Source organism: Cryobacterium sp. SO1, assembly GCF_004210215.2.
Lineage (GTDB): Bacteria > Actinomycetota > Actinomycetes > Actinomycetales > Microbacteriaceae > Cryobacterium.
Genome location: NZ_CP067394.1, coordinates 594,935 through 620,593 on the forward strand (window position 1 = coordinate 594,935; position 25,659 = coordinate 620,593).

Below are 25,659 nucleotides of genomic sequence, written 5' to 3' on the forward strand. Positions count from 1 at the left end.
TTGCGAGCCAGTGGGAACGACCGGTGCTACCGCGCTAGCCGGCGGTGCGCACAGAGCGGCGGCGCAGACGGCCGACCACGACGAGGATCGTCCAGATCAGGATGCCCGTCAGGGCGGTCAGCCAGGCGGTCAGCTCGAACGCCCAGCCCGGCGGCTGGAAGGTGACGGTGACGACCTCGCCGACCGACGACTGCGGGATGTCCAGCCCGAGAAGGAAGCCGTCCACGGGCGCCGTGGTGAGTGTGGCGTTCTCCGCTGAGTATCCAGGCCAGGCCAGGCGGCTCAGGGCCACGGTGCCCCCGTCAGCGGGCGCTGAGAGCACCTTCATGGTGACGGAGGTGTCGGTCTGGGACAGCGTCTCGACGCTGGTGCCCTCGCTGCTCCACACCACGCCACCGGCGGGACCGACGGGCTCGTCCCGGCTCCAGACAACGGTCAGCCCGGTGTCGCGATCGATGCTCCACCCGGCGGGAGGGGTGCGCCATTCGCCGTCATCGAAGGCGTCCTTGAGAATCTGGATGTTGTCGATCGAGAGCTGGTCGACCAGCAGCATCCCCGTCTCCTCGCGTGGCTCGAAGAGGGTGGTGAGTAGTTCGGGGCAGGTGCCGCCCAGGTATTGCAGGCACAGCGCCGAGTTGTACGACGCGAATCCGATGAGCTGGTACCGGTTCTGCACCTGGGCGGGGCTGAGGTACCACATGTTGGCCATCAGGGTTTCCTGCCAGGCCGCGGGATCGGCTCCGTACATGAGGGGGTCACCCACCACGAGCACATCGCCCTCGATGCCCTCAAGCACACCCTTGGGGATGCTCGTGTCGGCGGGCACGTTATTCATCGACAATGGGCTCGAGCGCGTGTCGTAGTGCTGGGCTAGTGTCAGCACCAGGCTGACGGCGACAGCGACGGCCGCCACGCTCGTCCAGACCGGGGTGTGCTCGGGGCGTGCCCGGCGCATCAACCACCAGATCGCGCCGAGACCGAGGAGCGCGACCAGGCCGCTGAAGACCAGGGCGAGAAAGTGCGGCGGCAGCTGCGCCCAGGACAGATAGACAGCGGCGGCGATCACGGCGGCCGCACCGAAGAACCGGTTGCGCCCCGGCCGCGGCATGGACGCCCGGCTCAGGGCGACGATGGTGAGCACGATCAGTGTGAGGGCGAAGTAGGGCATGAAGCGAACGGGGTAGCGCAGCGGGCCGATCACGGTCGGCAGGAGCACGTAGAACAGGGACAGGCCCAGCATGATGGTCAGGTCCCGCACCTGTGCGCGGTTCTTCAGGGCCTTCCGCCAATCGATGAAGAACAGCACAGGGAGGAACCACGCTATGTAGACGACCGGGCTAGTCGCGGTGGGTCCGGACCACCACCAGGAACTGACCTGCGGGTAGCCCGTGGCGATGGTGGAGCTGAAAATGCCGCCCAGGTCCACGCTCATCATGCCGTCGTTGCCGACGATGTTCACGGCACGGTTGGTGACCGACCCCGTCAACGCGCCGGGCAGGAAGACCGTGACGGCGACGAGCACCAGCGCGACGCCGACGCCGACGACGCGCAGGGCCTTGGCCCAGTGGCGGCGGATGAGGCTGTCAACGCCGACGGCGAGCAGGACGAAGCCGATCGCGAAGACACCCTGCACGTAGCCGACGGTGACGATGAGGTAGCCGACCAGGAAGGCGAGCAGCGGGTTCGCCGAGTGCTGGGTGAGCCGCCGCAGGGCGACCCAGAAATAGGGGATCAGCGCCCAGACCAGCAGGCCGGTCACCCAGGACGGGGCGTCGAAGTAGATGGTGAAGCCGTTGAGGGTGACGGCGAAGCCGGCGACGTAGGCCAGCGGGGGAGCGACGCGGTAGGACCGGGCCAGGAGGTACACGCCGCTGCCGGCGATGACCAGGAGCAGGACCTTCAGGACGGTCATGAAGACCACCGCGTTGGTACCGAGGTACGCGCCGATGCCGATGAGCATTATCAGCGGGTTCCACGTGCCCCACTGGCCCTCCGCCAGGTAGTTGCCGCTGGACCACACCGACGGGTTGAGGACCGGGATTTTTCCGGCCAGGAGGTTCTGACCGATGTGGTACCACACGCCGAAGGCGCCGTTTTCCGAGTCGTCCTGGAAGTAGAAGCGTCGGTTCCAGATGAGGGGAACGAGTGCGAGCACACCGACGGTCAGTGCGGTCAGCGCCATCCACTTGAGATCGGCGAGCCTGTGCGGGCCGGTGTGGGTCATAGCGGCGGTGTCTTTCGTCGGGGTGGTCGGCAGGGGAGGGTCTGACATCAGTCGGTGACCAATTCATCGGGGGGGACAGGTGCGGTCTCGCCGTTCCGCGCCACGGCGAGGTACACGCCGTGCACGAGAACGCCGGCCGCGGGGCCGACGAGAAGCGCCAGCATCGTGCGCTCCAGGAAGTCGAGGGACAGCAGCAGGCAGAGCACGGTGGTGACGGCCGCGACCACCCAGCCGGCGGTGAAGGCACTGTGTGCATTGCGGGAGAGCACCGCGGGAGCGCTCACGCACAGCGCCCCGACGAGGGCGGAGGACGCCACGAAGGTCGCGATGACCCAGGCTTCAGGGACACCCTGGCCGGGGAACAGGAACGCGAAGACGGCGGGACCGACCAGGAATCCCAGAACGGCCAACACGGCGCCCAGGCCCAGGACCAGGGCCTCCAGCTGCAGAAGCGATCTCCAGAACCGATCCAGTCGGCCGCGGAAGAAGACGATGAGAAAGCTCTGCAGGGCCATGCCCACGACGATCAGCGGAGCCCGGGTCAGGGTGGCCGCGAGGATGACCAGACCGAGTTCGGCGGCGGGAACCGTGGTGGAGGTGAGACTGAGCACGAGCGGGAAACCGCTGACCATCAGCCCCATCGACGCCGCCGCGACGATGGTGCGCACGACATTCCAGGTGAGGGCGGGCAGCGCGACGTCCAGCTGGGTCTTGCCGACGACGCGGGCCCTGGAGAAGGGCCAGACGACCAGCACGGCGACGGGGAAGGGGATGGCCACGGCCCAGGCCAGCGGAACTGAACCGGGAAAGAAAGCGAGCGCCATCCCGACCAGCACGAGCCGTAGCACGCCTTCGACGACGATCAGGCCGAACAGGGCGTTCCAGTGCCCGATGCCGTACAGCGACCCCGCCAGTACCGCCAGCGGCACGTAGAAGGCGGCACCGACAGCCAACGGCACGACCAGCGACCAACCGTCGACCGGAAAGACCTGGGCCTGCCACAGCGGGGCCGTGCCCAGCACGAGCACCAGAACGACCAGGAACGCGGCCAGTGCGAAAACACCGGCCCGGTTGCGGTAGCCGGTGTTGGCGGGGTCGCGCGGATGCGTCGCCCGGGTGACCTCCTGCTGGATGCCCGTCAGGGCAGCGGCGACGAGGAAGATGAACGACCAGAACACCGCGAACACGGCGTACGGGCCGACGCCGATCATCGCGGGCACCAGCCAGGTGATGACGTATCCCGCAACGCCCACGATGCCGGTGGCTGCGACGATGAGGATGAAGCCCGACGACTTCTGCTTCACATCCTCGTCGGCGCTGCGGTCCGTCACTGCGTCACGCACCATTCCCTTGCATGGAGGCGACGGCGTCGTTGACGGCGCCGTCGAAGCAGACCTTGCCGTCGCGGAGCACGATTCCCCGCTTGCAGACCTGGGTGACCATATCGACATCGTGGCTCACCACGAGCATGGTCTTGCCCTGTTTGGTGAGCTCCAGGATCCTCTGCTTGCACTTCTCGCGGAAGGGGGCGTCACCGACGGCCAGCACCTCATCGACCAGCAGAATATCCAGTTCGGTGTGAATCGCCACGGAAAACGCCAGTCTGACGAACATGCCAGACGAGTAGTGCTTGACCTCGGTGTCGATGAATTCGCCGATCTCGGAGAAATCGACGATGTCGTTGAAGCGGCGGTCGATCTCGTCCTTGTGCATCCCGAGGATCGCGGCATTCAGGTACACGTTCTCCCGGCCGGAGAGGTCGGGGTGGAACCCGGCACCGACCTCGATCAGGCCGGCGACGCGGCCGCGGGTGAGGATCCGGCCTGAGTCCGGCCGCATGACACCGGAGATGAGCTTGAGCAGGGTGGACTTGCCGGAGCCGTTGTAACCGAGCAGGGCCACGGATTCGCCCTCGTGGACGGTGAAACCGATGTCGGAGAGCGCAGCAAAACTCGTTGTCGTCTTCTTCTTCTGAAGCTTGGCGATGAACGATTCCTTGAACGAGTGCGTGTGCCGCAGGATGAAGGTTTTGTCCACGCTGTCGATAATGATGCGCGGCAGGGCCGGATCAGAGGTTCTGGGCAAAGTGCCCCTCCAGACGCTTGAAGACGAGTTGCCCGATAGCAAGGATGATGAGGGAAATCAGAAGACCGATCAGGCTGAACGCGGCCAGGTGCGGCGGCTGGGGCAGGGAGCCCGTGGTGGTACTGAACCAGAAGCCGGCGTGGAACAACTCAACGGCGGAGGTGAGAGGGTTGGCCAGGTAGAGGTTCAAGACCCAGGGAGAGACCTTGTCCGCAACCATCGTCCATGCGTACAGAACCGGAGAAGTCCAGGTCGCGAAGAGGAGGATCAGTTCGACAAGGTTCTGGGCGTCGCGGAACGCCACGTTGATGGCACCGAAGAACAGTCCAAGGCCGATGGCCAGGGTGACCACGATGAGCATGCCCAGGATGATGCTCGCGATCCCGATCAGGGTGGGAACCCAGCCTGCGATCAGGCAGACGACAACCAGGATCAGGACCTGCGGAAGGAAATGCACGAAGGCGACGATCACGGCCGAGATCGGGAACAATTCCCGGGGCAGGTAGATCTTCTGGACCAGGGCGGTGTTGTCGACGATCGACCTGGTCGCGTTGCCGAAGGCCTCGCCGAACAGGTTGATCGCGATCATGCCGGAGAAGAGGTAGATCGGGAAGTTGTCGATCCCCTTGTTCAGGCCGAGGAAAAAACCGAAGACCAGGTAGAACACCAGGAACTGGGCGGCGGGCTTGACGTACGACCACACCCAACCGAGAACCGAGCCGTGGTAACGGGTGAGGGTTCCCTTCCGGATCAGCAGCCGCAGGAGGTACCGGTACGACAGCGCGTCGACGATTCCGCGGCTGTGGCCGGGGACGGTGAACTCGCTCAGGTCAGCAGGAAATTTTTGACTCACTCGAACTTGTTCCGATCACTTGACTGCGTCAGGGACTGCTTTCTCACGCCCGCGCGAGGCGGCCGGAGTGCTCGCAAGATTGTAGCTGCACTTGTTCAGCGGATGGTGCGGGCGGCGGGGCTGGTGAGCCGTAGCGCGTTTCCACGGATTCGTGAAGTGCCAGCTTAGACTTCTTGGTCCCCGCTCCTGAAATCCCGTTCAAGGGGGGAGCGGGGATCTCGCTCGCCCAGTAGGTTCACCGTCACAGCATTACACGGGGCACCGGAAGGGCGAACCAGTGGACACAACGAGGTCAGCGAGGGCATCGGTCATGGGGCGGCTGGCGTCAGCAGCGTGTGTTGTGGGGGCGGTTGCCGTATTCCTGGCTACGCAAGCCGGCATGTATCTGGCGAATCCAGGCTCGTCGATCAACCGGTTTCGCGCCTTCTTCGAGCACGATCAACTGGGCTATCTGGCAATCGTCACGAACTTTTCCGAGGGGCAGTTCCAGGACGTCGAACCGGACACCGAGACCGGCTTGAACACCTACCCGCGGGCGTATTACGAGTTCGCCGGGCTGGTGGCGCGGACGTTCGGGCTGACGCCGATCATCGCGTGGAACATCACCGGTATGCTTGCGCAGCTTGCGCTGGTCGCCGTGCTCGCCACGGTGCTCATCGCAGCCGGAAACCGCTGGTGGATGGGCCTGCTGGCCCCGATCCCGTTCATACTGGGCACCTTCGCCGCATTCGGCGGGGACGGCTGGTACACCGAGCTGGCATCCCATGCCGTGCTCTGGGGGCCGTTCGCGGTGCTGCATCCCCTCAACGGCGAAGCCGTTTCCCTGTCCATCGCCGGGATGGTGCTGCTCTGCCTCGGCTGGCTTTGGTGGCGGCCGCACGGACGGCGGCTGCGCCTGTGGGCGACCATCGGCCTCAGCCTGGTGATAGGTCTGCTGGCAAACGTGCAGACCTACTCCTTCATCGCCACGGTGTACCTCCTCGCCGGGGTCCTCGCCGTGTTGGCCATCGTCGCCGGGCGGTGGCTGATTCTCGGCGTCGTGAGCATCGGCCTGATCCCGCTGCTCGTCGTGTGGGGGCCGCAGGTCGCTGCCGAGTTCGGCCAGCTGCCCGCCCTGGTGTTCGGCCTGCTGCCGATGGCTCCCGGACTGGGGGTGCTCATCGTCCGGACGAGAGGGGTCATAGTGCTGTTCTTCGCTGCCGCGGGGCTCGGCGCCTCGCCGCAGATCGTCGCGACGGTTGCCGGGTTGGCTGCCAGCGACCCGTTCCTCGTGTACCGGGTCGCGTCGAATTCCCAGCTCGGGGTTCCCGCCGACGCCGGCCTTCTGGGCGCCACCGTGTTGATCGTTCCGCTGGTCGGGATAGCGATCGCGGGCCTGATCCGGCGGCAACCCGAATGGGCGGCCTACGCACTCGGCGGCGCGGCAGCCTGGCTGCTGCTCGCGGCGAACGACCTGTGGGGCGCGAACGCGGAACCGTACCGGTTGTGGATCGACATGTTCTTCCTGATCGCCGCCACGATCCTCCCGGTTCTGGTCCTTGTGGTCCGGGACCTGCGCACCTCATCGGCGGGGCGCTGGGTGGGAGCGGCCGGGCTCACACTCGTGGCCGTGCTGGCGATCCTGTCGATGGGGGACTTTGTCCGCTTCGCCAGCTCCTTTCAAGCCAGGGCGCTGATGGACACCGACTCCGACCGTTACCAGGTCGCGGCCGGCCTCGCGAGGGAATCGGCCTCGGTTAATCCGGGGACCCTGCTCATTGTCGGTCCCTGCCTGGATCCGCGGGTGGTCAAGGTCACCGCGGGGGTCCCCATCGCGTACTTCCACTACGGTATGGCGTGGCCGGAGGACTTCGGCGCGGTCAACGCCATCGTCGCCGCGGGAACTGCCCTCGACCCGGTGGCGGCAGTGCAGGCGAACGCGACCCATGTGCTGACAGACGGGCGCTGCTCGAACGACTGGACGGCACAGTACGGCGACATCCTGGTGTCGCAGTCGAGCCGGACGTATGTGGCATCCGACGGTACAACCGGCACTTTGACCATCTCCATCATCCGGTGAGCCGCCGGGGCGGTCCGGCAGGCTAGCCCAGCTCGTTGCGGGGGCTCGGCGACAACAACCGCCGCCAGCTCTGGCCCTGCGCGGCCTTCACCGAGCAGATCAGCAGCAGCAGCCAGCCGAATTCGACCAGCACCGTGCTCTCGGCCGCCGAGGTGACCAGGAGCACCACCAGGACCAGGGGCGACCAGACGTAGACGACGGGCTTCTTGTTGGAGGCCAGCAGCCAGGACCTGATGAAGGCGAGCGCCACCAGCACCACGAACGACAGGAATCCGACCAGGCCGACCTGGAAGTACACGTCGAGGAACGCGTTCAGGGCCGAGGAGTGCCGGCTCCCGGTGACGAATTCGAGCCAGCCGTACGGGCTCACACCCTGGGGCCAGATTCCCGTCCAGCCCCAGCCTTCGAGCGGATGCAGCTCAACCAGGCGCCACATCTCCCGCCACAGCGACGAGCGGGTTTCGAACTCGCTGCCGGCATTGAGCAGGTCGATGATGCGGGTGCGGCCGACGAAGGCGAACAGCGCTGCGAGCACCGTGGTGCCGAGCAGGCTCAGCTGCAGCAGCCACCGGTTCTCGGCGGGGGTACGGCGCAGCCAGTACAGCGCGAGAGCGGCGATGCCGACGGCGCTCGCGACAACCACGAAAACCGGGGAGTGAGTGAGCACCAGGCCCAGGAACGCCAGCGCGATCGACCCGGCGGCCCGGCCCGGCCGCACCGAGCGGGACCGCAGCTCGATGATGAAGCTGATCGCGGCGATCAGGGACACCAGGCCGAGAACGTTGCGTGACCCGAAAACGCCCTGGATGGGCCCGAGCAGGCCGATATTGCCCTGGATGCCCAGGAACACGATCGGTAGATCCAAGAGCAGGCCGGACACCACCTCGAGGACGATGGACAGGCCGAGCAGCAGCCTGAGCACATCCCCCGTCGCTCGGACGATCTGGATGGTGTCGCGCACCAGGGCGACGTAGATCGCGAGGAAGGCGAAGGCCAGCTGGTACGCGATGCCGGCGACGGTGTACAGCGCATACTCGCTCCAGAGCACCGACAGGGCGCACCAGACCAGGAAGAACAGAATCGACAGCGGCAGCAGCCCGTGCCATTCGATGCTGTGCCGCCGGGCGATCATCGACGCCGTTGCGAGCACAACCAGGCAGACCAGCGCGGCGAGAAGGCCCGGCCAGCCGACCAGACTGCGCACCAGGTGCGTCGAGAAGGCGAAGCCGATGATCAGGTGCGTGACGGTAGCGCTGAATCGCGGCGAGGCCAGCACCGCGGTGACGGCAACCGGAAGGTAGGGCGGGCGGGCGGGTCCGGTCATCGACGGCCCAGGCCGAGCAGTTCCGCGTCTGCGCCGGGACGCTTGGACCGAACGGCCAAGATCACCAGGAGGACCCAGCCCGATTCGACGAGGATCCGGCTCTCGGCCAGACTTTGCGCGAGCAGCGCCACCGTGAGCAGGAGCGGCAGGAGAGAGGAGATGGCGTACGGCTCCGAATCGGCGACACCGAGCCGGGGCCGGTCGACGGCGAGGAACCAGGACCGCCACAGGGTCGAGAGGGTGAGTGCGGCGAAGATGATCAGGCCCAGGATGCCCAGTTGGAGCGAGACATCCAGCCAGGCGTTATGCGCCTGGAGGTATTGCACGCCCTTGCGCACGGCGAGGCCGTCGAAGGGTTCGACCCACGGCGCCCAGTAGCTCACCCAGCCCCAGCCCAGCACGGGCCGTTCGCCGGCCAGGCCGACGACCCGGCCCCAGATGTCGAAGCGACCGGTCAGGTCCTCGCTCTTGCCGAGCAGGGTCAGCAAGGCGGGCGAGAATGCCACAAGCCCGACCACCGCGGCGGCCAGCACTCCGGCGGCGGTCAGATAGAGCGGGCGCCGCCCCATGGGCGGCAGCCGTCGGGCCCACAGCGTGAAGGCCAGGGCAAGAATGACGGCGAGCAGGGCGACCGATACCGTGGCCGACCGGGTCAACCACAGCACGACCAGAGCTACGACCACCCAGGCGATGCCCCGACCGCGGGCCACGGTGCCGGCGACGAGTTGAACGGCGAACACGATCAGGGCCAGCAGGGCGATGAAGCCGAGCAGGTTGCGGCTGGCCACGATTCCCTCGATCGGACCGCCGTCCAGCAGAAGTCCGCGCGACCAGTAGAACGCCGCCGGGATCTTGCCGCTGTATTCCACCCAGAACGGCAGCACGGCGTGGCCGATGAACACGGCGACGACGACCTCGAAGAGGATCGACAGGCCCAGGATCCACCGCAGGGCGACAGCGAGCGTGCGCAGCAGTTCGGCCCAGGTGAGGCACAGGGCCAGGAACAGAGCGGTGATCGTGGTGATCCACTGCAGGGTGATGCCGATCGCGCTCGCCCCCGGATACGCTGACCAGGCGAGGGAAACCGTGGCGACGAGCATGAACGCGGCCAGGGACTTCGGGAAGCCACGCCAGCTCCATTCGGGCCTGAGCGAGACGATGAGACCGATGCTGGTGACCAGGATGAACACGGCGATCGCGCCGAACCCCCACCAGCCGAGCAGGTTCCGCCAGAACTGGCCAGCCAGGACGCTGAAGAACACCAGGGTCGCGAACAGGCGAACGGTGAGACGGCTCTGAACGGCGGGCATGTGTCTAGGGTACTGGGGCGACCTCCCCTCAACCTGCTCCGATCGTCTGATACCCTATGGGGTATACAGCTGTACCGCAGTTCTCACCCCCGAAGGGACCTCCACATGACCGACATCTCGGTGACCGAACTCGCCGCCCTTGCCGACCCCATCGTGGTCGATGTGCGCGAACCCTACGAATTCGATGCCGGCCACGCGGCCGGTGCCATCCTGATCCCCCTGGGCGAGCTCAGCGAACGGCTGGGTGAGGTTCCGCGCGAGACCCCCGTTTACGTCATCTGCGCCGCCGGCGGCCGCAGCCAGCAGGGCGCGACATTCCTCGAGCGCAACGGCGTCGAAGCCGTGAACGTGACCGGTGGCATGACCGCTTGGCAGCAGGCCGGTCTGCCCTCGACCGTGGACGGGACCCGGTCATGACCGCGTCGGTTCCCGTGACCGCCGTCGTGACCGCCGACGAACGTGCCGTAAACCAGAAAAAAGTGCTCAACCGGCTGCGTCGCGCCCAGGGGCAGCTGAGCGCGGTTATCAATGCCGTTGAGGCCGGTGGCAGCTGTAAGGATGTCGTCACCCAGCTGGCCGCAGTGTCGAGCGCCCTCGACCGGGCCGGCTTCACGATCGTCTCGTCGGCCATGCGCGACTGCGTCGCAGACCCCGACAACGCCGACTCCCTCACGGTGGACGAGCTGGAGAAGCTCTTCCTCGCCCTCGCCTGACCTGCCGGAACCCACCGCGCCGGATCCTTCGGCTGTGCCATGGCGCGTCTACTCGTTGTGCCGTCGGGTTTCGGGGTCGTGGGCGCGGTGTTTTTCGGGTGTGCGCCATTTCCCGGTCGGGTCGATCCAGGGTGGTGCTTTCACCTGGGGTAGCCCGGCGACCATCCGGATCTTCCATCCGGCGGTGGTGATGGTGTGGTGGTGGTACCAGCAGAGCAGCACCCCGTTGGACACGGTGGTTTTGCCGCCGGTTTGCCAGGGGGTGACGTGGTGCACTTCGGTCCATTGGGGTGGGCAGTCGCAGCCCGGGATGATGCAGCCGCCGTCTCTGGCGGTGATCATTTTGCGTTGCATCGGGCTGAAACAGCGGGCCTTGCTGCCCAGGCCGAGGACGGCGCCGGTGCTGCCGAAGAAGATGGGTTGGAAGCCGCCGTTGTCGATCATCTGGGTGATGGTTCTCATCGAGATCGGCCCGTCGACCCCGTCGATCCAGCCCACCCCGGCCTGCTTGAGCAGGTCGGCCGCGTTCACGTGCACCATCACGGTGGGTGGCATGCCGCCCATGGTGGGGGTGCGGGGGTCTTGGGCGACCTGGACCAGGATGCCGCGGAGGATGTCGGCGCGCTTTTCGCCGCCGGTGCGTTCGTCGATCAGCTCGCCCGGCACCAACTCTCCGGCCTCGATGCGCCGTTGTTCCTCGGCGGAGGGGAAGGCGGGTGCGGAGCGGGCGGATTGGAAGGTGTTGAACAGGTTCTGGATCACACCCTTCAACTCCGGCGTCACGCCACCGCGGAGCGGGTGGAGGCCCCGGGTGAGCTCACCGAAGGAGAGGGTCGATCTGGCTTCGAGGGTGGTCTCGTTCGGGGCGAGCCCGTCGGGGTTGAGCAGCGCTTGCATCCGAACGGCCAGGGGTCGGAGGTCATCGGCCGGGTAGGTGAACCCGTCGGAGTCACGGAGCCGGCGGATCGGACCGGTGAACCCGGTGCGGTAACCATCAGCGCCGGACTCAGCGTCGGTGCCTGTGCCTGTGCCTGTGCCTGTGCCTGTGTCGGTGTCGGTGCCCGTGCCCGTGCCTGTATCGGTGTCCGGGCCTGAGTCCGTCCCGGTTTTCGGGTCGCCAGGGCCGGGGATGCGGTCGAAGACCGACCCGGTGGCCCGTTCGACGAGGGTGATCTCGGCGGATTCGACGTCGGCTTGGTCGGCGTCGAAGCGGCCGTGCACTTTGTAGTCGGTCAGCCCTTTCACGATGGCCTCCGCTGCATCTACCCCGAGTTCGCCGGCTGTGAGCGCGGCGGCGACCGCGGGGAACTCCGGCTCGAGGACCTGACCGCCCAGGACTCTCGGGGCGACCTTCTCGCCCAACGCCAGGCGCCGTTTCATCTCCTGCCGTGACGCGAGGGTCAGCCGGGTGAGCAGGTCGTTTTGGTGTGACGCGCCCAACCGCCAGGCCATCGAGTCCCGGCCCAGCCCGGGCCGGGACCGGTAGCCGACCACGGTCGCCGCACCGATCCGCGCCGCGTCCACGGGCCGCCCGGCGTGTTCGACCATCTGGGTGAACGCCACCACCTCCGCGTCGCTGAGGGCGTCCAGGTCGATCGACGCCAGCACGGCCTGCACCATCCCCGCGGCGTCTTCGAGGACCCGGAGTTTGTCACCGAACGCACCCGTGTGAGCATGTTGAACCCCGGGAAGCTCCGCCGGATCCCGCCACACGGGCTGCCCCACGCTCGGGCCACTCCGCGGCTGACCGGGATGGGTCCCGCGGGAAGTACGGGCCCGAGACTGGCGCGGCGCGGCTGCCGCGGGGCCGGACTCAGGGCCGCCTTCAGTGTCGGTGGTGCCACTCAGGCTGGCGGCATCCGGGCCGGCAGCATCCGGCGCCGGAGCGGCCAGAGCGGTGTTCCAGTCGTGGAGATTCGGGCCGGCCGGAGGAGTTCCCGTCGGTGCGGTGGAGCCATGTAGCTCGTCGTCCATAACCCCATTCTCCCACGAATCAGAGTTAATAGTGAAGAAATGTCAACTTCTCCACAGGTGAATTTCGAATCTTTTTCTGCATTTATGGGGGCTGGATCGCGGGGCCTCGGCAGGCTCGACAAACGGGGTGGGGCGTTGTCGGGATCGGATTGCGGGGTTCTAGCAGGCTCGACCAACGAGGCGCGGGCGTCGTCGGGATAGATTCACGATCTGTACGGTCGGGGTCGCCGCGTGGATCGGATCGACCCACGGTCGGGCGCCTAGGAGAACCCGGCGCCGCCCTCGGCGAGGAGCGCGAGGCGGTGCAGGGTCTCGGCGTTCCGGAGCTTGATGGCCGGCCCGCGCAGCGCGGCGGGCACGAACCGACCCGGGCCGGCGGTGGCGTCCTCGTTGATGCGAACGACGCAGCCGTTGCCGCGTGGTTTGACGTCCACGGCCACGTGCGCCTCGCCGATCGGCCAGCCGCGCGCCTTGAACAGCGCGTGCCGCGGCGGGTCCCACTCCAGAACTGATGTCGTGTCGTCGATCAGGGCCGGCCAGACGCCCACCGAGTGATGGATGGCGCTTCCCACGGTCGGCCACGCCGCGTCGACATCCCGCATCCGGGAGGCCCCGACGACCCAGCTCGGGTACAGCCAACCGTCGGCCAGAACGGCGAACACGTTCTCGGGCGGGCAGTTCATGGTGCGGTAGTTCTCGGCCACAGTGTCACCTATTTCCGGTTGTCGGGGAGAGATCGGGTGCCGTCGGCACCCCGAGGTCGTGTCGAAGAGCGCTCAGGGCCGCGTGCCAGCCGGCCAGCCCGTGCACGCCGGGACCCGGAGGGGTGGACGACGAGCACAGGTACACGCCGGCCAACGGTGTGCGCCACGGGTCGGGGGAGAGGACCGGCCGACGCACGAGCTGGGTGAGGCTTACCTCGCCGGCCGAGATGTCACCGCCGATGTAGTTGGGATTGTGCTGCTCCACCTCCGTCGCGGTGCGACTCGCGCTGGCCAGGATCGTGTCACGGAAGCCCGGAGCGTAGCGCTCGATCTGCCGCACGATCGCTTCGGTCTGGTCGACGGTGGACCCACCCGGAACGTGCGTGTACGCCCAGAGGGTGTGCCGGCCCGCCGGGGCGCGGCTGGGGTCGATGCCGCTGGGCTGGGAGACCAGAACATACGGGTCTTCGGCGTGCCGGCCCCGCGCGACGGTGTTCTCCGCCCGCCGGATCTGCGCCCGGGTGCCGCCGACGTGCACGGTGCCCGCCGCCCGCAGCCCGGCTGCCGTCCACGGCACCGGATCAGACAGGGCGAAGTCCACCTTGGCGACGCCGTTGCCGTATCGAAAGGCCCGCAGCCGGCGGGCGTACCCGGCGGGCAGCTCACCCTCGGCGAGCCGCAACAGCGCCCGCGGTGTCAGGTCCAGCATCACCACGCGGGCCGGCGGCAGATCGCTCAACCGTCGCACCTCGGTCGACGTCACGATCTCGCCACCGTGAGCGAGCAAGTCGTCCACCAGCGCGGTCACGATCGCACCGCTGCCGCCCACCGGGATCGGCCAGCCGCCGGCGTGCGCGTAGGTGGCCAGGGTGAGACCGGCTCCGGCGGTGGCGATGCTCGGCAGCGCCCGGATCGTGTGTGCGCTCACGCCGGTGAGCAGAGCGGGCGCGGCCTCGCCCGAGAAGCGCAGGTTCCAGAACGGGCTGCCCTGCTCCAGCGCTCGCACCCCGAACCGGAACGCGGTGAGTGGATGCTTCGGCAGCCGCAGCAGCTGCCCGCCGGTGAACTCCGCCACCTGCTCGGAGCGGGCCACCAGGGGAGCGAACAACCGGTTCCAGGCCGCGCCGTCCCGGCCCAGCTCGGCGACGGTGCGGGGCAGGCTCCGGTAGGCCAGCCCGGCGGTGCCGCCCGGCAGCGGATGTCCGTAGGACACCTCAGGGACGACCAGCCCGATCCGGTCCGCGAGCTGAAACCGCGCGAAGAACTCGGAGGCGAGCGCGAGCGGATGCACGGCGGAGCAGACGTCGTGGTGGAAGCCCGGCAGGGTCAGCTCCGCCGTCGCTGCCCCGCCACCGACGCTGGCGGACTTCTCATAGACGCGCACCGACAACCCGGCCCTGGCGAGCGTCACCGCGGCGGCGAGCCCGTTCGGTCCGGAGCCGACCACGATCGCGTCGACCTCGGGGGCGCCGCGGCGCACCGTCACCGTGTCACCGTCATCCGCTGCCCAGTCGTCGTGGTCATGGGGACAGTCTCGCGCAGGGCGCCGACATCGTCCAGCGAACCGGGCCGGTCAGCCGACCGTGGCCTGCGACCGGCCGGAACGGAGCTTCGCGACCCGACGGCTGACCCCCCACTGGGTGACCCGCAGCATCGCCTCCACGACGATGGCCTGGCTCATCTTCGATTCGCCGGCCTCCCGCTCGCGGAACTCGATGGGCAATTCCACGACCGAACGGCCCTGGTCGAGCACACGCAGGGTCATGTCGACCTGGAAGCAGTAGCCCTTCGACGACACATCCCCGAGGTCCATCGCCGCGATCGTCGCCGACGAATAGACCCTGAACCCGGCAGTGATGTCCTTGAGAGCGAGCCCGAGCATCAGGCGGGCATAGGCGTTCCCGCCCCGGCTGAGCAGCTGCCGATGCCAGGGCCAGTTGACCACGCTGCCGCCGGGCACCCAGCGCGAACCGACGGCGAGGGACGGGGCTCCAGGGGCGCCGGAGGCGACCCGACCGATCATGTCGGGCAGCCGCTCCGGCGGATGGGACCCGTCGGCATCCATCTCGATCAAGTAGTCGTAGCCCCGCTCAAGCCCCCACCCGAAGCCCAGGACGTACGCGGAACCCAGTCCCAGCTTGCCGGTGCGGTGTTCGACCTTGATCCGGTCGTCCGCCCCAGCCATCCGGTCGGCCAGCTCCCCGGTGCCGTCCGGGCTGCCATCGTCGACGATCAGAACGTGGGCTCCGGGCGTCGCCGCCAGTAGGCGTGTCACGATGCTCTCCAGATTCTGGAGCTCGTTATAGGTCGGGATGATCACCAGACTTCCGAAGCCAGCGCGGGCGTTAGCTGTGGTTGGCATGCGGAAGAGCTTAGTTTGTCCGCCTGTCCGATCCCTCTGAGACCCTCACGGATGCGGCGCTCAGACGAACGCGGCCAGACCGGTGATGCTGCGGCCCACGATGAGGGTGTTCATCTCCTGGGTGCCCTCGTAGGAGTAGATGGCCTCGGCGTCGGCGAAGAACCTGGCGATGTCGTAGTCCAGCACGATGCCGTTGCCGCCGAAGAGCTCGCGGCACCACGACACGGTCTCCCGCATCCGCGACGTCGTATACGACTTGGCCAGGGCAGAGTGCTCGTCACGCTGAGTGCCGTCGTCGAGCATCTGGGAGACCCGCACCACCATGCCCAGGCTGGCCGTGATGTTGCCCAGGCTCTTCACGAGCAGATCCTGCACCAGCTGGTGGCCGCCGATCGGCTTGCCGAACTGCACCCGCTCGACGGCGTAGGCCGCCGCGGCCTCATAGGCGCCGATGGCCAGGCCCACGGCCGCCCAGGACACCTCGGCGCGGGTGAAGCGCAGCACCCGGGCGGTGTCGCGGAACGAGTTCGCTTTCTGCAGCCGGTTGTGCTCGGGCACCGCCACGTTCGCCAGGGTGATGTCGGCGTTCTGCACCGACCGCAGGCTGATCTTGCCCTCGATCTTGGTGGCCGTGTACCCCGCGGTATCCGTCGGCACGATGAAGCCCTTGACGGCGCCGTCCGCGGTGTCCTTGGCCCAGACGATGGTGATGTCCGAGAAGGTGGCGTTGCCGATCCAGCGCTTCTGGCCGTTGAGCACCCAGGTGTCGCCGGTCAGGGTCGCCGTCGTCCGCAGCCCCTGCGCGGAGTCAGACCCGCTCAGCGGTTCGGTGAGGGCGAAGGCGCCGACGATCTCGCCGCTGGCCAGGCGCGGCAGCCACAGGGCACGCTGCGCCGCCGATCCGCACGCGGCGATCGACCCGGCGACGAGCCCGTTCTGCACGCCCACGAAGGTGGCGACGGATGCGTCCACCCGCGCGAGCTCCAACGCGACGAAACCGCGGAACACCGCGGAGTTCTCGAACGGACGGGTTTCCTCCCAGCCGAACGAGTACGCGCCGAGGGCGCCGAGGGGCTTGATGATCTCGGACGGGAACTCGGCCCGCTCCCAGCATCCGTTCACGACCGGCCGCACATCCGACTCGAGATAGGAGCGGATGCGCGCCAGCGCCGCCTTCTCCGCCTCCTCGAGGAGGTTCTCGTACCCGAAGAAATCACTGCTGAGCGGTTCGAAGGTCATCTGGCTCCCTTGCACGATGATGCCCGGTGCGCGCCTTGGCACCGGGACGTTCAGCCTAGGACGGGGCGCCGTGTGAACGAAAGCTGTTGGTAGTTTGGTCTAAACCCGAGGTTTAGGAGCCATGCATGTTTGTGGGCATCAGCAACACACCGCGCGATTACGCCTGGGGTTCGCCGTCTGCGATCGCCGCGCTCCTGGGCCGGCCGGCCTCCGGCGGTCCGGAGGCCGAGCTCTGGCTCGGCGCCCACCCCGGCAGCCCCTCGGTGATCGCCGACCCCGCACTCACCGGGGGAGCGGCCACCCTCACCGAATGGATCGACCGGGACCCGGCCGCCGCGCTCGGCGCCGCGCACGCCGGATCGGCGCGGCTGCCGTTCCTGATGAAGATCCTCGCCGCCCACAGCCCGCTCTCCCTGCAGGCACACCCGTCACCGGATCGCGCAGCCGCCGGGTTCGCGCTCGAGAACGCCGCCGGCATCCCGATCGACGCCGCCGACCGCAACTACCGGGACCCGTTCCACAAGCCGGAGATCATCTTCGCGCTCAGCGACACGTTCCAGGCGCTGTGCGGTTTCCGCGACCCGCGGCAGATCCGCTCCATCCTCGCCGAGCTGCGCGCGCTGGACGCCACCATGGATGACCCGCAGCCCGCGGCACTGCTGGGCCTGGAGAATCGCCTGGTGGGTGACGAGGCGATCCACGACGTCGTCGATTGGCTGCTGCGCGACGGCCGCGGCGGCGACACCGGTGAGGTGTCCTGGCTGGTCGAACGGGTGGTGACGCTCGCCGAGCAGGCCGCGTTCCTGATCGAAGGCGGCGCGAGGGTGAGCTTCGCCGCCGAATTCGACATGGTCCGTTCGCTCTCGGCCGCGTACCCGGGCGACCCGGGCATCGTCATCTCCCTGCTCACCAATCTGGTGTCGCTGAAGCGCGGCGAGGTGCTCTTCCTGCCGGCCGGCAACATCCACGCCTATCTGTCCGGGCTCGGCGTCGAGGTGATGGCCGCCTCCGACAACGTGCTGCGCGGCGGGCTCAGCCCCAAGCACATCGACGTCGACGAACTGCTCGACGTGCTCGACTTCGCGCCGCTGCCGGTGCCCTACCTGGCCCCCGAGCTGCAGGCCGACGGTGTGGCCGTCTACCGACCCGACGTGCCCGACTTCGAACTGGCGCACATCTCGGTGCCGGCGGATGCGTCCACCACCGAATCCGGTCAGGGCGGCGTGCCGATGCGGCAGGTGACCCTGACCGGACCCGCCATCGCCATCTGCACCGCCGGCCGGTTCCTGGTCGCCGGTGCAACGTCGTCGATCTCGCTGGCCAGGGGAGAATCCGTTTACATCACCCCGGACGAGGGCACCGTCACCTTCGCGGGCTCCGGCGAGGTGTTCCTGGCCACCACGCCGTAGTCCGGTCGGTGCGAACCGGAGTCGCCGACGACGGGAACCTGGTCGTCCGGGGCGGGCCGGCGTGCGCCGAAGGTGCGGCGGTACGCCGTCGGCGTGGTCTGCAGGCTGCGCACGAAGTGGTGCCGCATCACGCTCGCGGCCCCGAACCCGGTCTGCGCGGCGATGAGGTCGAGCGTCTCGTCGGTTTGCTCGAGCAGTTGCTGCGCCATGATCAGGCGCTGCCGGTTCAACCAGGCCGTCGGGGTGGTGCCGAGCTCGGCCCTGAACCGGCGCGCGAAGGTGCGCGGCGACATCAGCGCACGCCGGGCGAGCTGGTCGACGGTGAGTTCTTGGTCAAGGCTCTGCAGCATCCAGTCGGTGATCGTGGCGAAGGAGTCGCTGCGCTGTTCGGGGATCGGCGCCTGGGCGAACTGGGACTGACCGCCGTCGCGCTGCGGCGGCACCACCATGCGACGGGCGATCACGTTCGCGGCCGCGGCGCCGAGTTCCCGGCGAACCACGTGCAGCGCGGCGTCGATGCCGGCGGCGGTCCCGGCGCCGGTGACCACGTGGGTGTCGTCCACGAAGAGCACGTCAGGGTCGACGGTGGTGTTCGGATAGGCCTGGGCGAGGGCGTCGGCGTACATCCAGTGGGTGGTGCTGCGCCGGCCGTCCAGGATGCCGGCGGCGCCGAGGATGAAGGCGCCGCTGCACACGCTGAGCACCCAGGCGCCCCGCGCCTCGGCCTCCCGCACCACTCGGAGCACGTCGGGGTGGATCTCACTGCCGGCCTCGTAGGCGGGGATCGCGATCAGGTCGGCATCCGCCGCGGCGGTCAGGTCGTCGCGCACGACGATATCGAAACCGATCTTGGTGCGCAGGGCCCCCGGCACGGCCGTGACCACGTGGAAATCGAAGACCGGACCGCCGTGCGCGGACCTGTCGATTCCGAACACCTCGCAGATGACCCCGAACTCGAAGGGGGCCATTCCGGGGATGGCGACGCAGACGATCTTCTTCAGCATGGTTCTCCGGGATGATGGCAGGAATGTGTCGGTAAGTGGCAACTCTGCCACTCGTGGCAGAAAGTCGCAAGACCTACCGTTAGTGCCATGATCCTGTTCCTGTTCTTCTTGCTGGCCCTGTCGGTTTGGGCCGTGGTGGCGTGCATCCACGCTGTGCGCTCGGATGGCTTCGGTGACGCCGAGCTGGCTCGGCGCAACCGGCATCCCGAACCGTTCACCCGCGGACGATAGTGTGGGGGAATCGGCAGCATCCGGCTGCCTCGAGAGCGCAGGGGCACCATATGGCTTGGCTTGTAACCGGAGGGGCCGGCTATATCGGTTCCCACGTCGTCCGCGCGTTCCTGGCCGAGGGAATCGACGTTGTCGTCCTGGACGATCTGTCCAGCGGTCACGCTGACTTCGTTCCGGCCGGGGTCCCGTTCGTCGAGGGCACCCTGCTGGATACTGCGCTGCTGGCCCAGACGTTCGCCGAGCACACCATCAGCGGCGTCGTCCACGTCGCCGGATTCAAGTACGCCGGCGTCTCGGTGACCCGGCCGCTGCACACCTACGCGCAGAACGTCACGGCCACCGCCCTGCTGCTCGCCGCCATGCAGGAGGCCGGCGTCGGCCGCATCGTCTTCTCGTCCAGCGCCGCCGTGTACGGCACTCCGTTCACCGACCTCGTCACCGAAGAGACCCCGAAGAGCCCCGAGTCGCCCTACGGCGAGTCGAAGCTGATCGGCGAGTGGCTGCTGCGCGACCAGGCCGTCGCCGCCGGACTCGCGCACACCTCGCTGCGCTACTTCAACGTGGTCGGCTCTGGCAGTGCCCAGCTCCGCGACACCAGCCCGCACAACCTCTTCCCGATGGTGTTCGAGGCCCTCATCGACGGCCGCACTCCGCGTATCAACGGCAACGACTACAACACCGCCGACGGCACCTGCGTGCGCGACTACATCCACGTCGCCGACCTCGCCGTCTCGCACGTCGCCGCCGCCCGGAGACTGGACCAGGGCCTGCCGATCGAGCCGGTGTACAACCTCGGCAGCGGGGACGGCGTCTCGGTCGGTGAGATCATGAGCACGGTGGCCTCCGTCACCGGCATCGCGTTCACCCCGGTCATCGGTCCGCGTCGCAGCGGAGACCCCGACCGCATCGTCGCGTCGGGCGAGCTGGCGGCGCGAGACCTGGACTGGAAGATGCGCCACAGCCTTGCGGACATGGTGCAGAGCGCCTGGGAATCCCGGCAGGCATCCGTCGTCTGATCGAACGACACGATTCGGACAGGCGCGGCGAGTCTGAACCCTCCAGCCCGTATTGAGGGTTTACGATCTGCGACTTGACGGAAGTGAACTACACCGGTGTAATTAGCTTTAGCGCGAAATCGTGCATGAGCTGATGGGTGGAGGCGATATGACGTTGTCTGAATATCGTTCTGGGGTGCCTGAGGACTGGTTCGTCGATCCTGTACGCCTCGGCGTGCCCGGCGTTCGCAAGGAACCGTCGATTGTCGAGGGCGCGGATGACAACCCGCTCGCCTGGCAGTCCGATTCCCTGTGCGCCCAGACCGACCCTGAAGCCTTCTTCCCGGAAAAAGGTGGCTCGACCAGGGACGCCAAGAAGATCTGCTCGTCCTGCGAGGTGCGCCCCCAGTGCCTGCAGTACGCCCTTGCCAACGACGAACGCTTCGGAATCTGGGGCGGCTTGTCCGAACGCGAGCGACGCAAACTCCGCAAGCGCGCGGGCTGATCCGGTGCGAGCCGGCAGCCCGGTCGGCCCGCGAGGTCGGTCGGCTGGTTTCGGGGCGCGCCCGACCGGTTGAGCGATCTTCACCGATAACCGACCTAGGCTGTCTTCTGATATGCAAGCCAGAGTCACCGCCATCATCGTCGCCCGAAACGGCGCCTCGCACCTCGAGCGAACTCTCGAGGCCCTTCGTCGACAGACCCGGCAGCCTGACACCGTCATTGCTGTGGACTGCGGCTCCGGCGACACCACCTCGGAGCTGCTGGCGGCGTTCGGCCCCACTCACCTGATTTCAGCGGACGCCAACCTGTCGTTCGGCGCCGCGATCAACGTCGCGACCCAGGTGATGAGCCCGCCGGACGGTGACCACCAGCTGCTCTGGCTCCTGGCGCAGGACAGCGCCCCGGCGGTCGGCGCGCTCCAGAACCTCGTCGGGGAGCTCGAGATCGCTCCCTCCGTCGCGGTGGCCGGACCCAAGGTCATGGAGTGGGTCGCCGACGACTACATCCACGACTTCGGCCAGTCGATGACCCCGTACGGCGCCACGGTCACGCTAGTCGAGAGCGAACTCGACCAGGAACAGCACGACGGCATGAGTGACGTTCTGGCCGTCAGCGCCGGCGGTATGCTCGTGCGTCACAGCGTCTGGGACAAGCTCGGCGGCTTCGACCCGGCCTTGCCCATCGTTGACGATTCACTCGATTTCTGCGTGCGGGTGCGCCTGGCAGGCTACCGCGTTTCGGTGGTTGCCGCCGCGCGGGTCAGCTCGGCCGGGGACGGCGTGGCCGGACCCGACGGCTCCTCCCGCGGACGCGCCAGCCGGCGCCGGGTGCGCGCCGAGCGGTCGGCCCAGCTGCACCGCCGGCTGGTCTACGCCCCGGCCTGGGCGCTGCCGGTGCACTGGATCTCCCTGATCCCCCTCGCCTTCCTCCGCGCCATCGGCGACCTGCTGCGCAAGGAACCGGGGGCGATCCTCGGCGAGTTCTCGGCGGCGTTCGCCGCCGCCTTCCGCGGCGGCCGGGTCAGCACGGCCCGGCGCCGGCTGGCGGCCACCCGCACCCTCGGCTGGTCCTCGATCTTCTCCCTGCGCGTGTCGGCCGCCGAGGTGCGCCGTCGGCACGCCCTCACCAGGGAAGCGGCCCTCACCGGCGCCCGCGGCGACCGACCAGAGGTGCGCTTCTTCGCCGGCGGCGGGGCCTGGACCCTGCTGGCCGCCGCCGTCGTCGGCGTCGCGATCGTGGCGCCCCTGCTCGGCGCCCAGTCGCTCACCGGCGGCGGCCTGCTCCCGCTCTCGGCGACGGTGGGTGACCTCTGGGCCAACGTCGGCTACGGCTGGCGTGACATCGGGCTGGGCTTCACCGGTGCGGCCGACCCGTTCGCGGTTGTTCTCGCGATCCTCGGCACGTTGAGCTTCTGGTCGCCGTCGTTCGCCCTGGTACTGGTCTACCTGCTGGCCCTCCCGCTCGCCGCGATCGGCGCCTGGATGGCCACCACCCGGCTCACCCACCGTGGCTCGCTCCGCGCCATCGCCGCTGTGCTCTGGGCGCTCTCGCCCACCTTCCTCACCGCGATCGCGGCCGGCCGTCCGGCCGCGATCATCGTGCACCTGCTGCTGCCGTGGCTGTTCTTCGCCGGCTTCGCAGCCGCACGGTCCTGGTCGGCATCCGGATCGGCTGCCCTGCTGTTCGCCGCGATCGTCGCCTGCGCGCCGTCCCTCGCCCCGGCGCTGCTGGTCGGCTGGCTGATCTGCGTGCTCGTCAGCGGCCGCAGCGTGATGCGTTTTGTCGGGATCCCGTTGCCGGCGCTTGCGCTGGCGATCCCGTTGCTCTGGAACCAGGCCCTGCGCGGCAACTGGTTGGCGCTGCTGGCGGACCCCGGTGTTCCGGTGCCGACGACAGTCGTGCCGATCTGGCAGTTCATCCTCGGCTTCCCGGCCGGCGACTTCGGCGGCTGGAAACAGCTGCTGCCGCTGTGGGGCGGCGATGCCGCCGTGGCCGGATACCTCATTCCGCTACTGCTGGTCCCGATGGCCGTGCTCGCGCTGATGGCGTTGCTCCTGCCCGGCGCCCGCGGCGCGGCGCTGGCCCTGGTCGCGGCCCTGCTCGGGCTGGGCACCGCGATCCTGGCCGGTTCGCTGTCGGTGGCGGCGCTTGGCGCGCAAGCCGTGGGCATCTGGCCCGGTGCCGGCCTCAGTCTGTACTGGCTCGGCCTCGTCGGTGCCGTCGTCTTCGCCGGCCGGGGTCTGCACCGGATAGCCATCGCGCCGCTCGTGGCCACCGCCATCGCCCTGGCCGTGGTGTCCCTGCCGCTGGCCGCAGCGCTCCCGCTCGGCACCTCCGTCGTCGAGGAGGGCATCGGCCGCAGCCAGCCCGCCTTCGTGACCGCCGAGGCCGCCGTCGAGTCCAGAGTCGGCACCCTGCAGATCGTGCCGCAGCCGGATGGCGGCATCCTCGCCACCATCGTCCGCGGCTCCGGGCTGCGGTTGGATGTCGAGTCCACGCTGAACAGCACGGCCGGCACGGTCACCGCTGAACAGGAAGAGCTGGCGACCCTGGCCGGCAACCTCGCGTCGCAGAGCGGCCTTGACGCGTCGGCGGACCTGGCCAAGTTCGGCATCCGCTTCGTGCTGCTGCTGCCTGCCGCGGAAGAACCCGTCGGCTGGGGCGACACCGCCACCATCACCCAAGCGGCCAGCGACACGCTCACGCGCACCACGACCTCCCTCGACGGCAACGCGGCCCTCGCGCCCGTCGGAGACACGGCGTTCGGTCGGCTGTGGCGCTCGGACGCGCCGACGGATGCCGCCGTCAACGGGCAGATCCCCGCGAATGCCGGCGGCGTTTTCGGCCTGGTGACCGGGCTGATCGCCGTGTTCGTGATCGGCGCGACCGTGCTGCTCTCGGTGCCCACCGGGGCCGGCCGCGAGGCCGTCCGGCAGGCGCACCGGGATGCGATCCGACGCGCATCCAGGCTGAGCAAACCGCCCAAGCCCACCCGGGAAGGCCGTCCGTCCAAGCCCGCGCGGCCCAAGCGCGTGAAACGTCCCGTCGGCCGGCGCGCCAAGGGAGTCGGCCCCGGCGTCGAGCGGTCGGCGACACCGTCCCCGGCCGAGCCGACGAGCCCGGCCGAACCGCCGGTGCCGGCCGAACCGCCGGTGCAGGCGGACACCAGCAGACCGAAGGATGCTCACCATGGCAACTAAGCGCAGAGTGGCGGTTCTCGGCGCCAGGTACGCCGCCGGCCTGATCGGCATCGGCATCGTTGTCGTCGCCGTCGGCGGGGCAGCGATCGTGCCGTGGCCGACCCTTGTGCGGGAGGCCCCGTCCACCCTGGTGACCCCGGTCGCCAGCGATCAGATGCGGGTCTGCCCCGGCCCCCTCCTCACCCTCGCCGAGGATTCCACGCAGGCGGATGCCGCGACCTCGGTCGGCTCGTACTCCGCGGTGTACGCCGCTCGCGGAGCCGGGACCAACGCCGACGAGGTGCCGGTGAAGCGCACCGACCTGGCCGCGGCCGACAACTCGCAGGCCGAACGGGACGGCGCCCCGAGCGTGCTGAGCGTGCCCATCGAAGACGGCGCCACCGAGGCCCCGCTCGTCGCCGGCTCCCAATCGCAGACCGCGACCAGTGAGACCCTCGGCGGCTTGGCTGCGGCCGCCTGCACCGAAGCGTCCAGCGACTCCTGGCTGGTGAGCGGGTCGACGGATGTCGGCCGCACGAGCCTGGTCCTGCTGAGCAATCCCACCACCGTCGTCGCCTCCGTCGACCTCACCGTCTACGGCGAAGCCGGCCTGGTGGACGCCCCGGGCTCCACGGGCATCCTGGTGCAGCCGGGGAGCCAGCGGATCGTGTCCCTCGCGGGGCTCGCCCCCAACCTCAGATCCCCGGTCGTGCACGTCACGGCCACCGGCGGTCAGGTCGCCGCGACCCTCCAGCAGAGCCTGATCAGGGGGATCCAGCCCGGCGGGGTCGAGCTCAGCGGGCCGACGGCCACCCCGGCGACCGTCCAGACCATCCCCGGCGTCGTCGTCTCCGACCTGGCCGCCGAGACCTCGGTCGATGTCGGCGCGGTGTCCGACGACACCCCGACGGTGCGCGTCCTGGTTCCCGGCACCACCGACGCGACCGTCAGCGTCGGCGTGCAGAGCGAAGACGGCACGTCAACCGGCACCTCCCTGGAGACCGAGATCCAGGCCGGCATCGCGACCGAGATCCCGTTGACCGGCGTCGTCGCCGGCAACTACACGGTCAAGCTGAACTCCGACCAGCCCGTGGTCGCCGCGGCTGTCACCACGGCGGCCGGCAGCGCCGGCGCCGACTTCGCCTGGGCGTCAGCGGCCGCCTCGCAGGACGGTGACTTCGTGGTCAGCGTCGCTGGCGGCTCCTCGCCGTCCCTGCACCTGGCCAACACCTCCGGGTCGGACAGTGAACTGACCCTCACCCCCGCGTCCCGGTCGGCGGAGGTGCAAATCAGCGTTGCCGCCGGTCAGTCCGTCGTGGTGCCCGTGGCCGCCTCCGAAACCTACCTGCTCAGCGGGGGAGAGGGCATCGCCGCCTCGGTCAGCTACTCTGGCGACGGCCGAGCCTCCTCGTTCACCCTCAGCCCGATCGGGCCGCTGGCTGCGGCCATCCCGGTCTACTCGCACTGACCTCGCCACAGAAGGAGCCCAC

General features: G+C 68.7%; 21 protein-coding genes. 9 read left to right on the plus strand and 12 right to left on the minus strand.

What is annotated here, in order from left to right; genetic code table 11:
* Positions 1-34: 34 nt before the first annotated feature.
* Genes BJQ95_RS02810 through BJQ95_RS02825 form a run of 4 tightly spaced genes read right to left on the minus strand, consistent with a single transcriptional unit; the run spans position 35 to position 5,162 of the window.
* The gene (locus tag BJQ95_RS02810) at positions 35-2,272 is read right to left on the minus strand and encodes a YfhO family protein (RefSeq protein WP_130175986.1); all 2,238 of its coding nucleotides are present in this window, start codon (positions 2,270-2,272) and stop codon (positions 35-37) included.
* A complete protein-coding gene (locus tag BJQ95_RS02815) occupies positions 2,272-3,555 on the minus strand; it encodes a hypothetical protein (protein ID WP_130175985.1) in 1,284 nt (427 codons plus the stop codon). The genes BJQ95_RS02810 and BJQ95_RS02815 overlap by 1 nt, the downstream gene beginning before the upstream one ends.
* A gap of 4 nt (positions 3,556-3,559) precedes the next feature.
* Positions 3,560-4,309 (minus strand): ABC transporter ATP-binding protein, encoded by a 750-nt coding sequence (locus BJQ95_RS02820; RefSeq protein WP_130175984.1) that lies wholly within the window; start codon positions 4,307-4,309, stop codon positions 3,560-3,562.
* Positions 4,293-5,162: an ABC transporter permease gene (locus tag BJQ95_RS02825; protein ID WP_130175983.1), complete on the minus strand. Its 870-nt coding sequence runs from the start codon at positions 5,160-5,162 to the stop codon at positions 4,293-4,295. Before BJQ95_RS02825 ends, BJQ95_RS02820 begins: the two co-directional genes overlap by 17 nt.
* Before the next feature lie 379 nt (positions 5,163-5,541).
* Between BJQ95_RS02825 and BJQ95_RS02830 the strand changes: the two genes are divergently transcribed.
* A complete protein-coding gene (locus tag BJQ95_RS02830; protein WP_130175982.1) occupies positions 5,542-7,221 on the plus strand; it encodes a hypothetical protein in 1,680 nt (559 codons plus the stop codon).
* 22 nt (positions 7,222-7,243) lie between these two features.
* On the opposite strand, the gene BJQ95_RS02835 is transcribed toward BJQ95_RS02830, so the two are convergent.
* Both BJQ95_RS02835 and BJQ95_RS02840 read right to left on the minus strand, forming a co-directional pair.
* Complete coding sequence (locus BJQ95_RS02835; protein WP_256041503.1) at positions 7,244-8,545, minus strand: O-antigen ligase; 1,302 nt, start codon at positions 8,543-8,545, stop codon at positions 7,244-7,246.
* Entirely contained in the window at positions 8,542-9,855 is a 1,314-nt protein-coding gene (locus BJQ95_RS02840; protein WP_130178668.1) for an O-antigen ligase, read from the minus strand. The genes BJQ95_RS02835 and BJQ95_RS02840 overlap by 4 nt, the downstream gene beginning before the upstream one ends.
* Before the next feature lie 105 nt (positions 9,856-9,960).
* Between BJQ95_RS02840 and BJQ95_RS02845 the strand changes: the two genes are divergently transcribed.
* Positions 9,961-10,272, plus strand: coding sequence for a rhodanese-like domain-containing protein (locus BJQ95_RS02845; RefSeq protein ID WP_130178669.1), 312 nt, complete (start codon positions 9,961-9,963; stop codon positions 10,270-10,272).
* On the plus strand, positions 10,269-10,568 hold the full coding sequence (locus tag BJQ95_RS02850; RefSeq protein WP_130178670.1) for a metal-sensitive transcriptional regulator: 300 nt from the start codon (positions 10,269-10,271) through the stop codon (positions 10,566-10,568). Before BJQ95_RS02845 ends, BJQ95_RS02850 begins: the two co-directional genes overlap by 4 nt.
* A 48-nt stretch (positions 10,569-10,616) precedes the next feature.
* Here BJQ95_RS02850 and BJQ95_RS02855 read toward each other — a convergent pair whose 3' ends face one another.
* The 5 genes from BJQ95_RS02855 to BJQ95_RS02875 all read right to left on the minus strand — a co-directional run bounded on the left by BJQ95_RS02855 (position 10,617) and on the right by BJQ95_RS02875 (position 16,847).
* A complete protein-coding gene (locus BJQ95_RS02855) occupies positions 10,617-12,542 on the minus strand; it encodes an HNH endonuclease signature motif containing protein (RefSeq protein ID WP_256041504.1) in 1,926 nt (641 codons plus the stop codon).
* Positions 12,543-12,802: 260 nt separating this feature from the next.
* Positions 12,803-13,246 (minus strand): SRPBCC family protein, encoded by a 444-nt coding sequence (locus tag BJQ95_RS02860; RefSeq protein ID WP_205750145.1) that lies wholly within the window; start codon positions 13,244-13,246, stop codon positions 12,803-12,805.
* 4 nt (positions 13,247-13,250) lie between these two features.
* Positions 13,251-14,732, minus strand: coding sequence for an NAD(P)/FAD-dependent oxidoreductase (locus tag BJQ95_RS02865; RefSeq protein WP_240694793.1), 1,482 nt, complete (start codon positions 14,730-14,732; stop codon positions 13,251-13,253).
* A gap of 87 nt (positions 14,733-14,819) precedes the next feature.
* A complete protein-coding gene (locus BJQ95_RS02870; protein ID WP_130178167.1) occupies positions 14,820-15,608 on the minus strand; it encodes a polyprenol monophosphomannose synthase in 789 nt (262 codons plus the stop codon).
* A 60-nt stretch (positions 15,609-15,668) separates the two neighbouring features.
* Positions 15,669-16,847: an acyl-CoA dehydrogenase family protein gene (locus BJQ95_RS02875; RefSeq protein ID WP_130178166.1), complete on the minus strand. Its 1,179-nt coding sequence runs from the start codon at positions 16,845-16,847 to the stop codon at positions 15,669-15,671.
* A gap of 125 nt (positions 16,848-16,972) precedes the next feature.
* Between BJQ95_RS02875 and manA the strand changes: the two genes are divergently transcribed.
* Positions 16,973-18,256, plus strand: coding sequence for a mannose-6-phosphate isomerase, class I (gene manA / locus BJQ95_RS02880; RefSeq protein WP_130178165.1), 1,284 nt, complete (start codon positions 16,973-16,975; stop codon positions 18,254-18,256).
* Here the strand turns inward: manA and BJQ95_RS02885 are convergent.
* Positions 18,184-19,260, minus strand: coding sequence for a GlxA family transcriptional regulator (locus BJQ95_RS02885; protein WP_130178164.1), 1,077 nt, complete (start codon positions 19,258-19,260; stop codon positions 18,184-18,186). The genes manA and BJQ95_RS02885 overlap by 73 nt on opposite strands.
* Positions 19,261-19,347: 87 nt before the next feature.
* Between BJQ95_RS02885 and BJQ95_RS02890 the strand changes: the two genes are divergently transcribed.
* The 5 genes from BJQ95_RS02890 (at position 19,348) to BJQ95_RS02910 (ending at position 25,637) form a co-directional block, all read left to right on the plus strand.
* Positions 19,348-19,491 carry a hypothetical protein gene (locus BJQ95_RS02890; RefSeq protein WP_165384959.1) on the plus strand — a complete coding sequence of 48 codons (144 nt, stop codon included), beginning with the start codon at positions 19,348-19,350 and terminating at the stop codon, positions 19,489-19,491.
* Between the two features lie 50 nt (positions 19,492-19,541).
* Complete coding sequence (gene galE / locus BJQ95_RS02895; RefSeq protein WP_130178163.1) at positions 19,542-20,507, plus strand: UDP-glucose 4-epimerase GalE; 966 nt, start codon at positions 19,542-19,544, stop codon at positions 20,505-20,507.
* Between the two features lie 148 nt (positions 20,508-20,655).
* Positions 20,656-20,991 (plus strand): WhiB family transcriptional regulator, encoded by a 336-nt coding sequence (locus BJQ95_RS02900; RefSeq protein ID WP_130178162.1) that lies wholly within the window; start codon positions 20,656-20,658, stop codon positions 20,989-20,991.
* 112 nt (positions 20,992-21,103) lie between these two features.
* Positions 21,104-24,190, plus strand: a complete 3,087-nt coding sequence (locus tag BJQ95_RS02905) for a glycosyltransferase family 2 protein (protein WP_130178161.1) — start codon at positions 21,104-21,106, stop codon at positions 24,188-24,190.
* The gene (locus BJQ95_RS02910; RefSeq protein WP_130178160.1) at positions 24,180-25,637 is read left to right on the plus strand and encodes a DUF5719 family protein; all 1,458 of its coding nucleotides are present in this window, start codon (positions 24,180-24,182) and stop codon (positions 25,635-25,637) included. The genes BJQ95_RS02905 and BJQ95_RS02910 overlap by 11 nt, the downstream gene beginning before the upstream one ends.
* The last annotated feature ends 22 nt before the right edge of the window (positions 25,638-25,659 follow it).

Excerpts from the sequence above, each read along its gene's own strand:
- BJQ95_RS02905 (WP_130178161.1), top strand. The coding sequence starts at position 21,104 with ATGCAAGCCAGAGTCACCGCCATCATCGTCGCCCGAAACGGCGCCTCG.
- BJQ95_RS02870 (WP_130178167.1), bottom strand. The coding sequence starts at position 15,608 with ATGCCAACCACAGCTAACGCCCGCGCTGGCTTCGGAAGTCTGGTGATC.
- BJQ95_RS02910 (WP_130178160.1), top strand. The coding sequence starts at position 24,180 with ATGGCAACTAAGCGCAGAGTGGCGGTTCTCGGCGCCAGGTACGCCGCC.
- BJQ95_RS02845 (WP_130178669.1), top strand. The coding sequence starts at position 9,961 with ATGACCGACATCTCGGTGACCGAACTCGCCGCCCTTGCCGACCCCATC.
- BJQ95_RS02835 (WP_256041503.1), bottom strand. The coding sequence starts at position 8,545 with ATGACCGGACCCGCCCGCCCGCCCTACCTTCCGGTTGCCGTCACCGCG.
- BJQ95_RS02850 (WP_130178670.1), top strand. The coding sequence starts at position 10,269 with ATGACCGCGTCGGTTCCCGTGACCGCCGTCGTGACCGCCGACGAACGT.
- BJQ95_RS02885 (WP_130178164.1), bottom strand. The coding sequence starts at position 19,260 with ATGCTGAAGAAGATCGTCTGCGTCGCCATCCCCGGAATGGCCCCCTTC.
- BJQ95_RS02830 (WP_130175982.1), top strand. The coding sequence starts at position 5,542 with ATGTATCTGGCGAATCCAGGCTCGTCGATCAACCGGTTTCGCGCCTTC.
- galE (WP_130178163.1), top strand. The coding sequence starts at position 19,542 with ATGGCTTGGCTTGTAACCGGAGGGGCCGGCTATATCGGTTCCCACGTC.
- BJQ95_RS02900 (WP_130178162.1), top strand. The coding sequence starts at position 20,656 with ATGACGTTGTCTGAATATCGTTCTGGGGTGCCTGAGGACTGGTTCGTC.
- BJQ95_RS02875 (WP_130178166.1), bottom strand. The coding sequence starts at position 16,847 with ATGACCTTCGAACCGCTCAGCAGTGATTTCTTCGGGTACGAGAACCTC.
- BJQ95_RS02840 (WP_130178668.1), bottom strand. The coding sequence starts at position 9,855 with ATGCCCGCCGTTCAGAGCCGTCTCACCGTTCGCCTGTTCGCGACCCTG.
- BJQ95_RS02890 (WP_165384959.1), top strand. The coding sequence starts at position 19,348 with ATGATCCTGTTCCTGTTCTTCTTGCTGGCCCTGTCGGTTTGGGCCGTG.
- BJQ95_RS02810 (WP_130175986.1), bottom strand. The coding sequence starts at position 2,272 with ATGTCAGACCCTCCCCTGCCGACCACCCCGACGAAAGACACCGCCGCT.
- BJQ95_RS02855 (WP_256041504.1), bottom strand. The coding sequence starts at position 12,542 with ATGGACGACGAGCTACATGGCTCCACCGCACCGACGGGAACTCCTCCG.
- manA (WP_130178165.1), top strand. The coding sequence starts at position 16,973 with ATGTTTGTGGGCATCAGCAACACACCGCGCGATTACGCCTGGGGTTCG.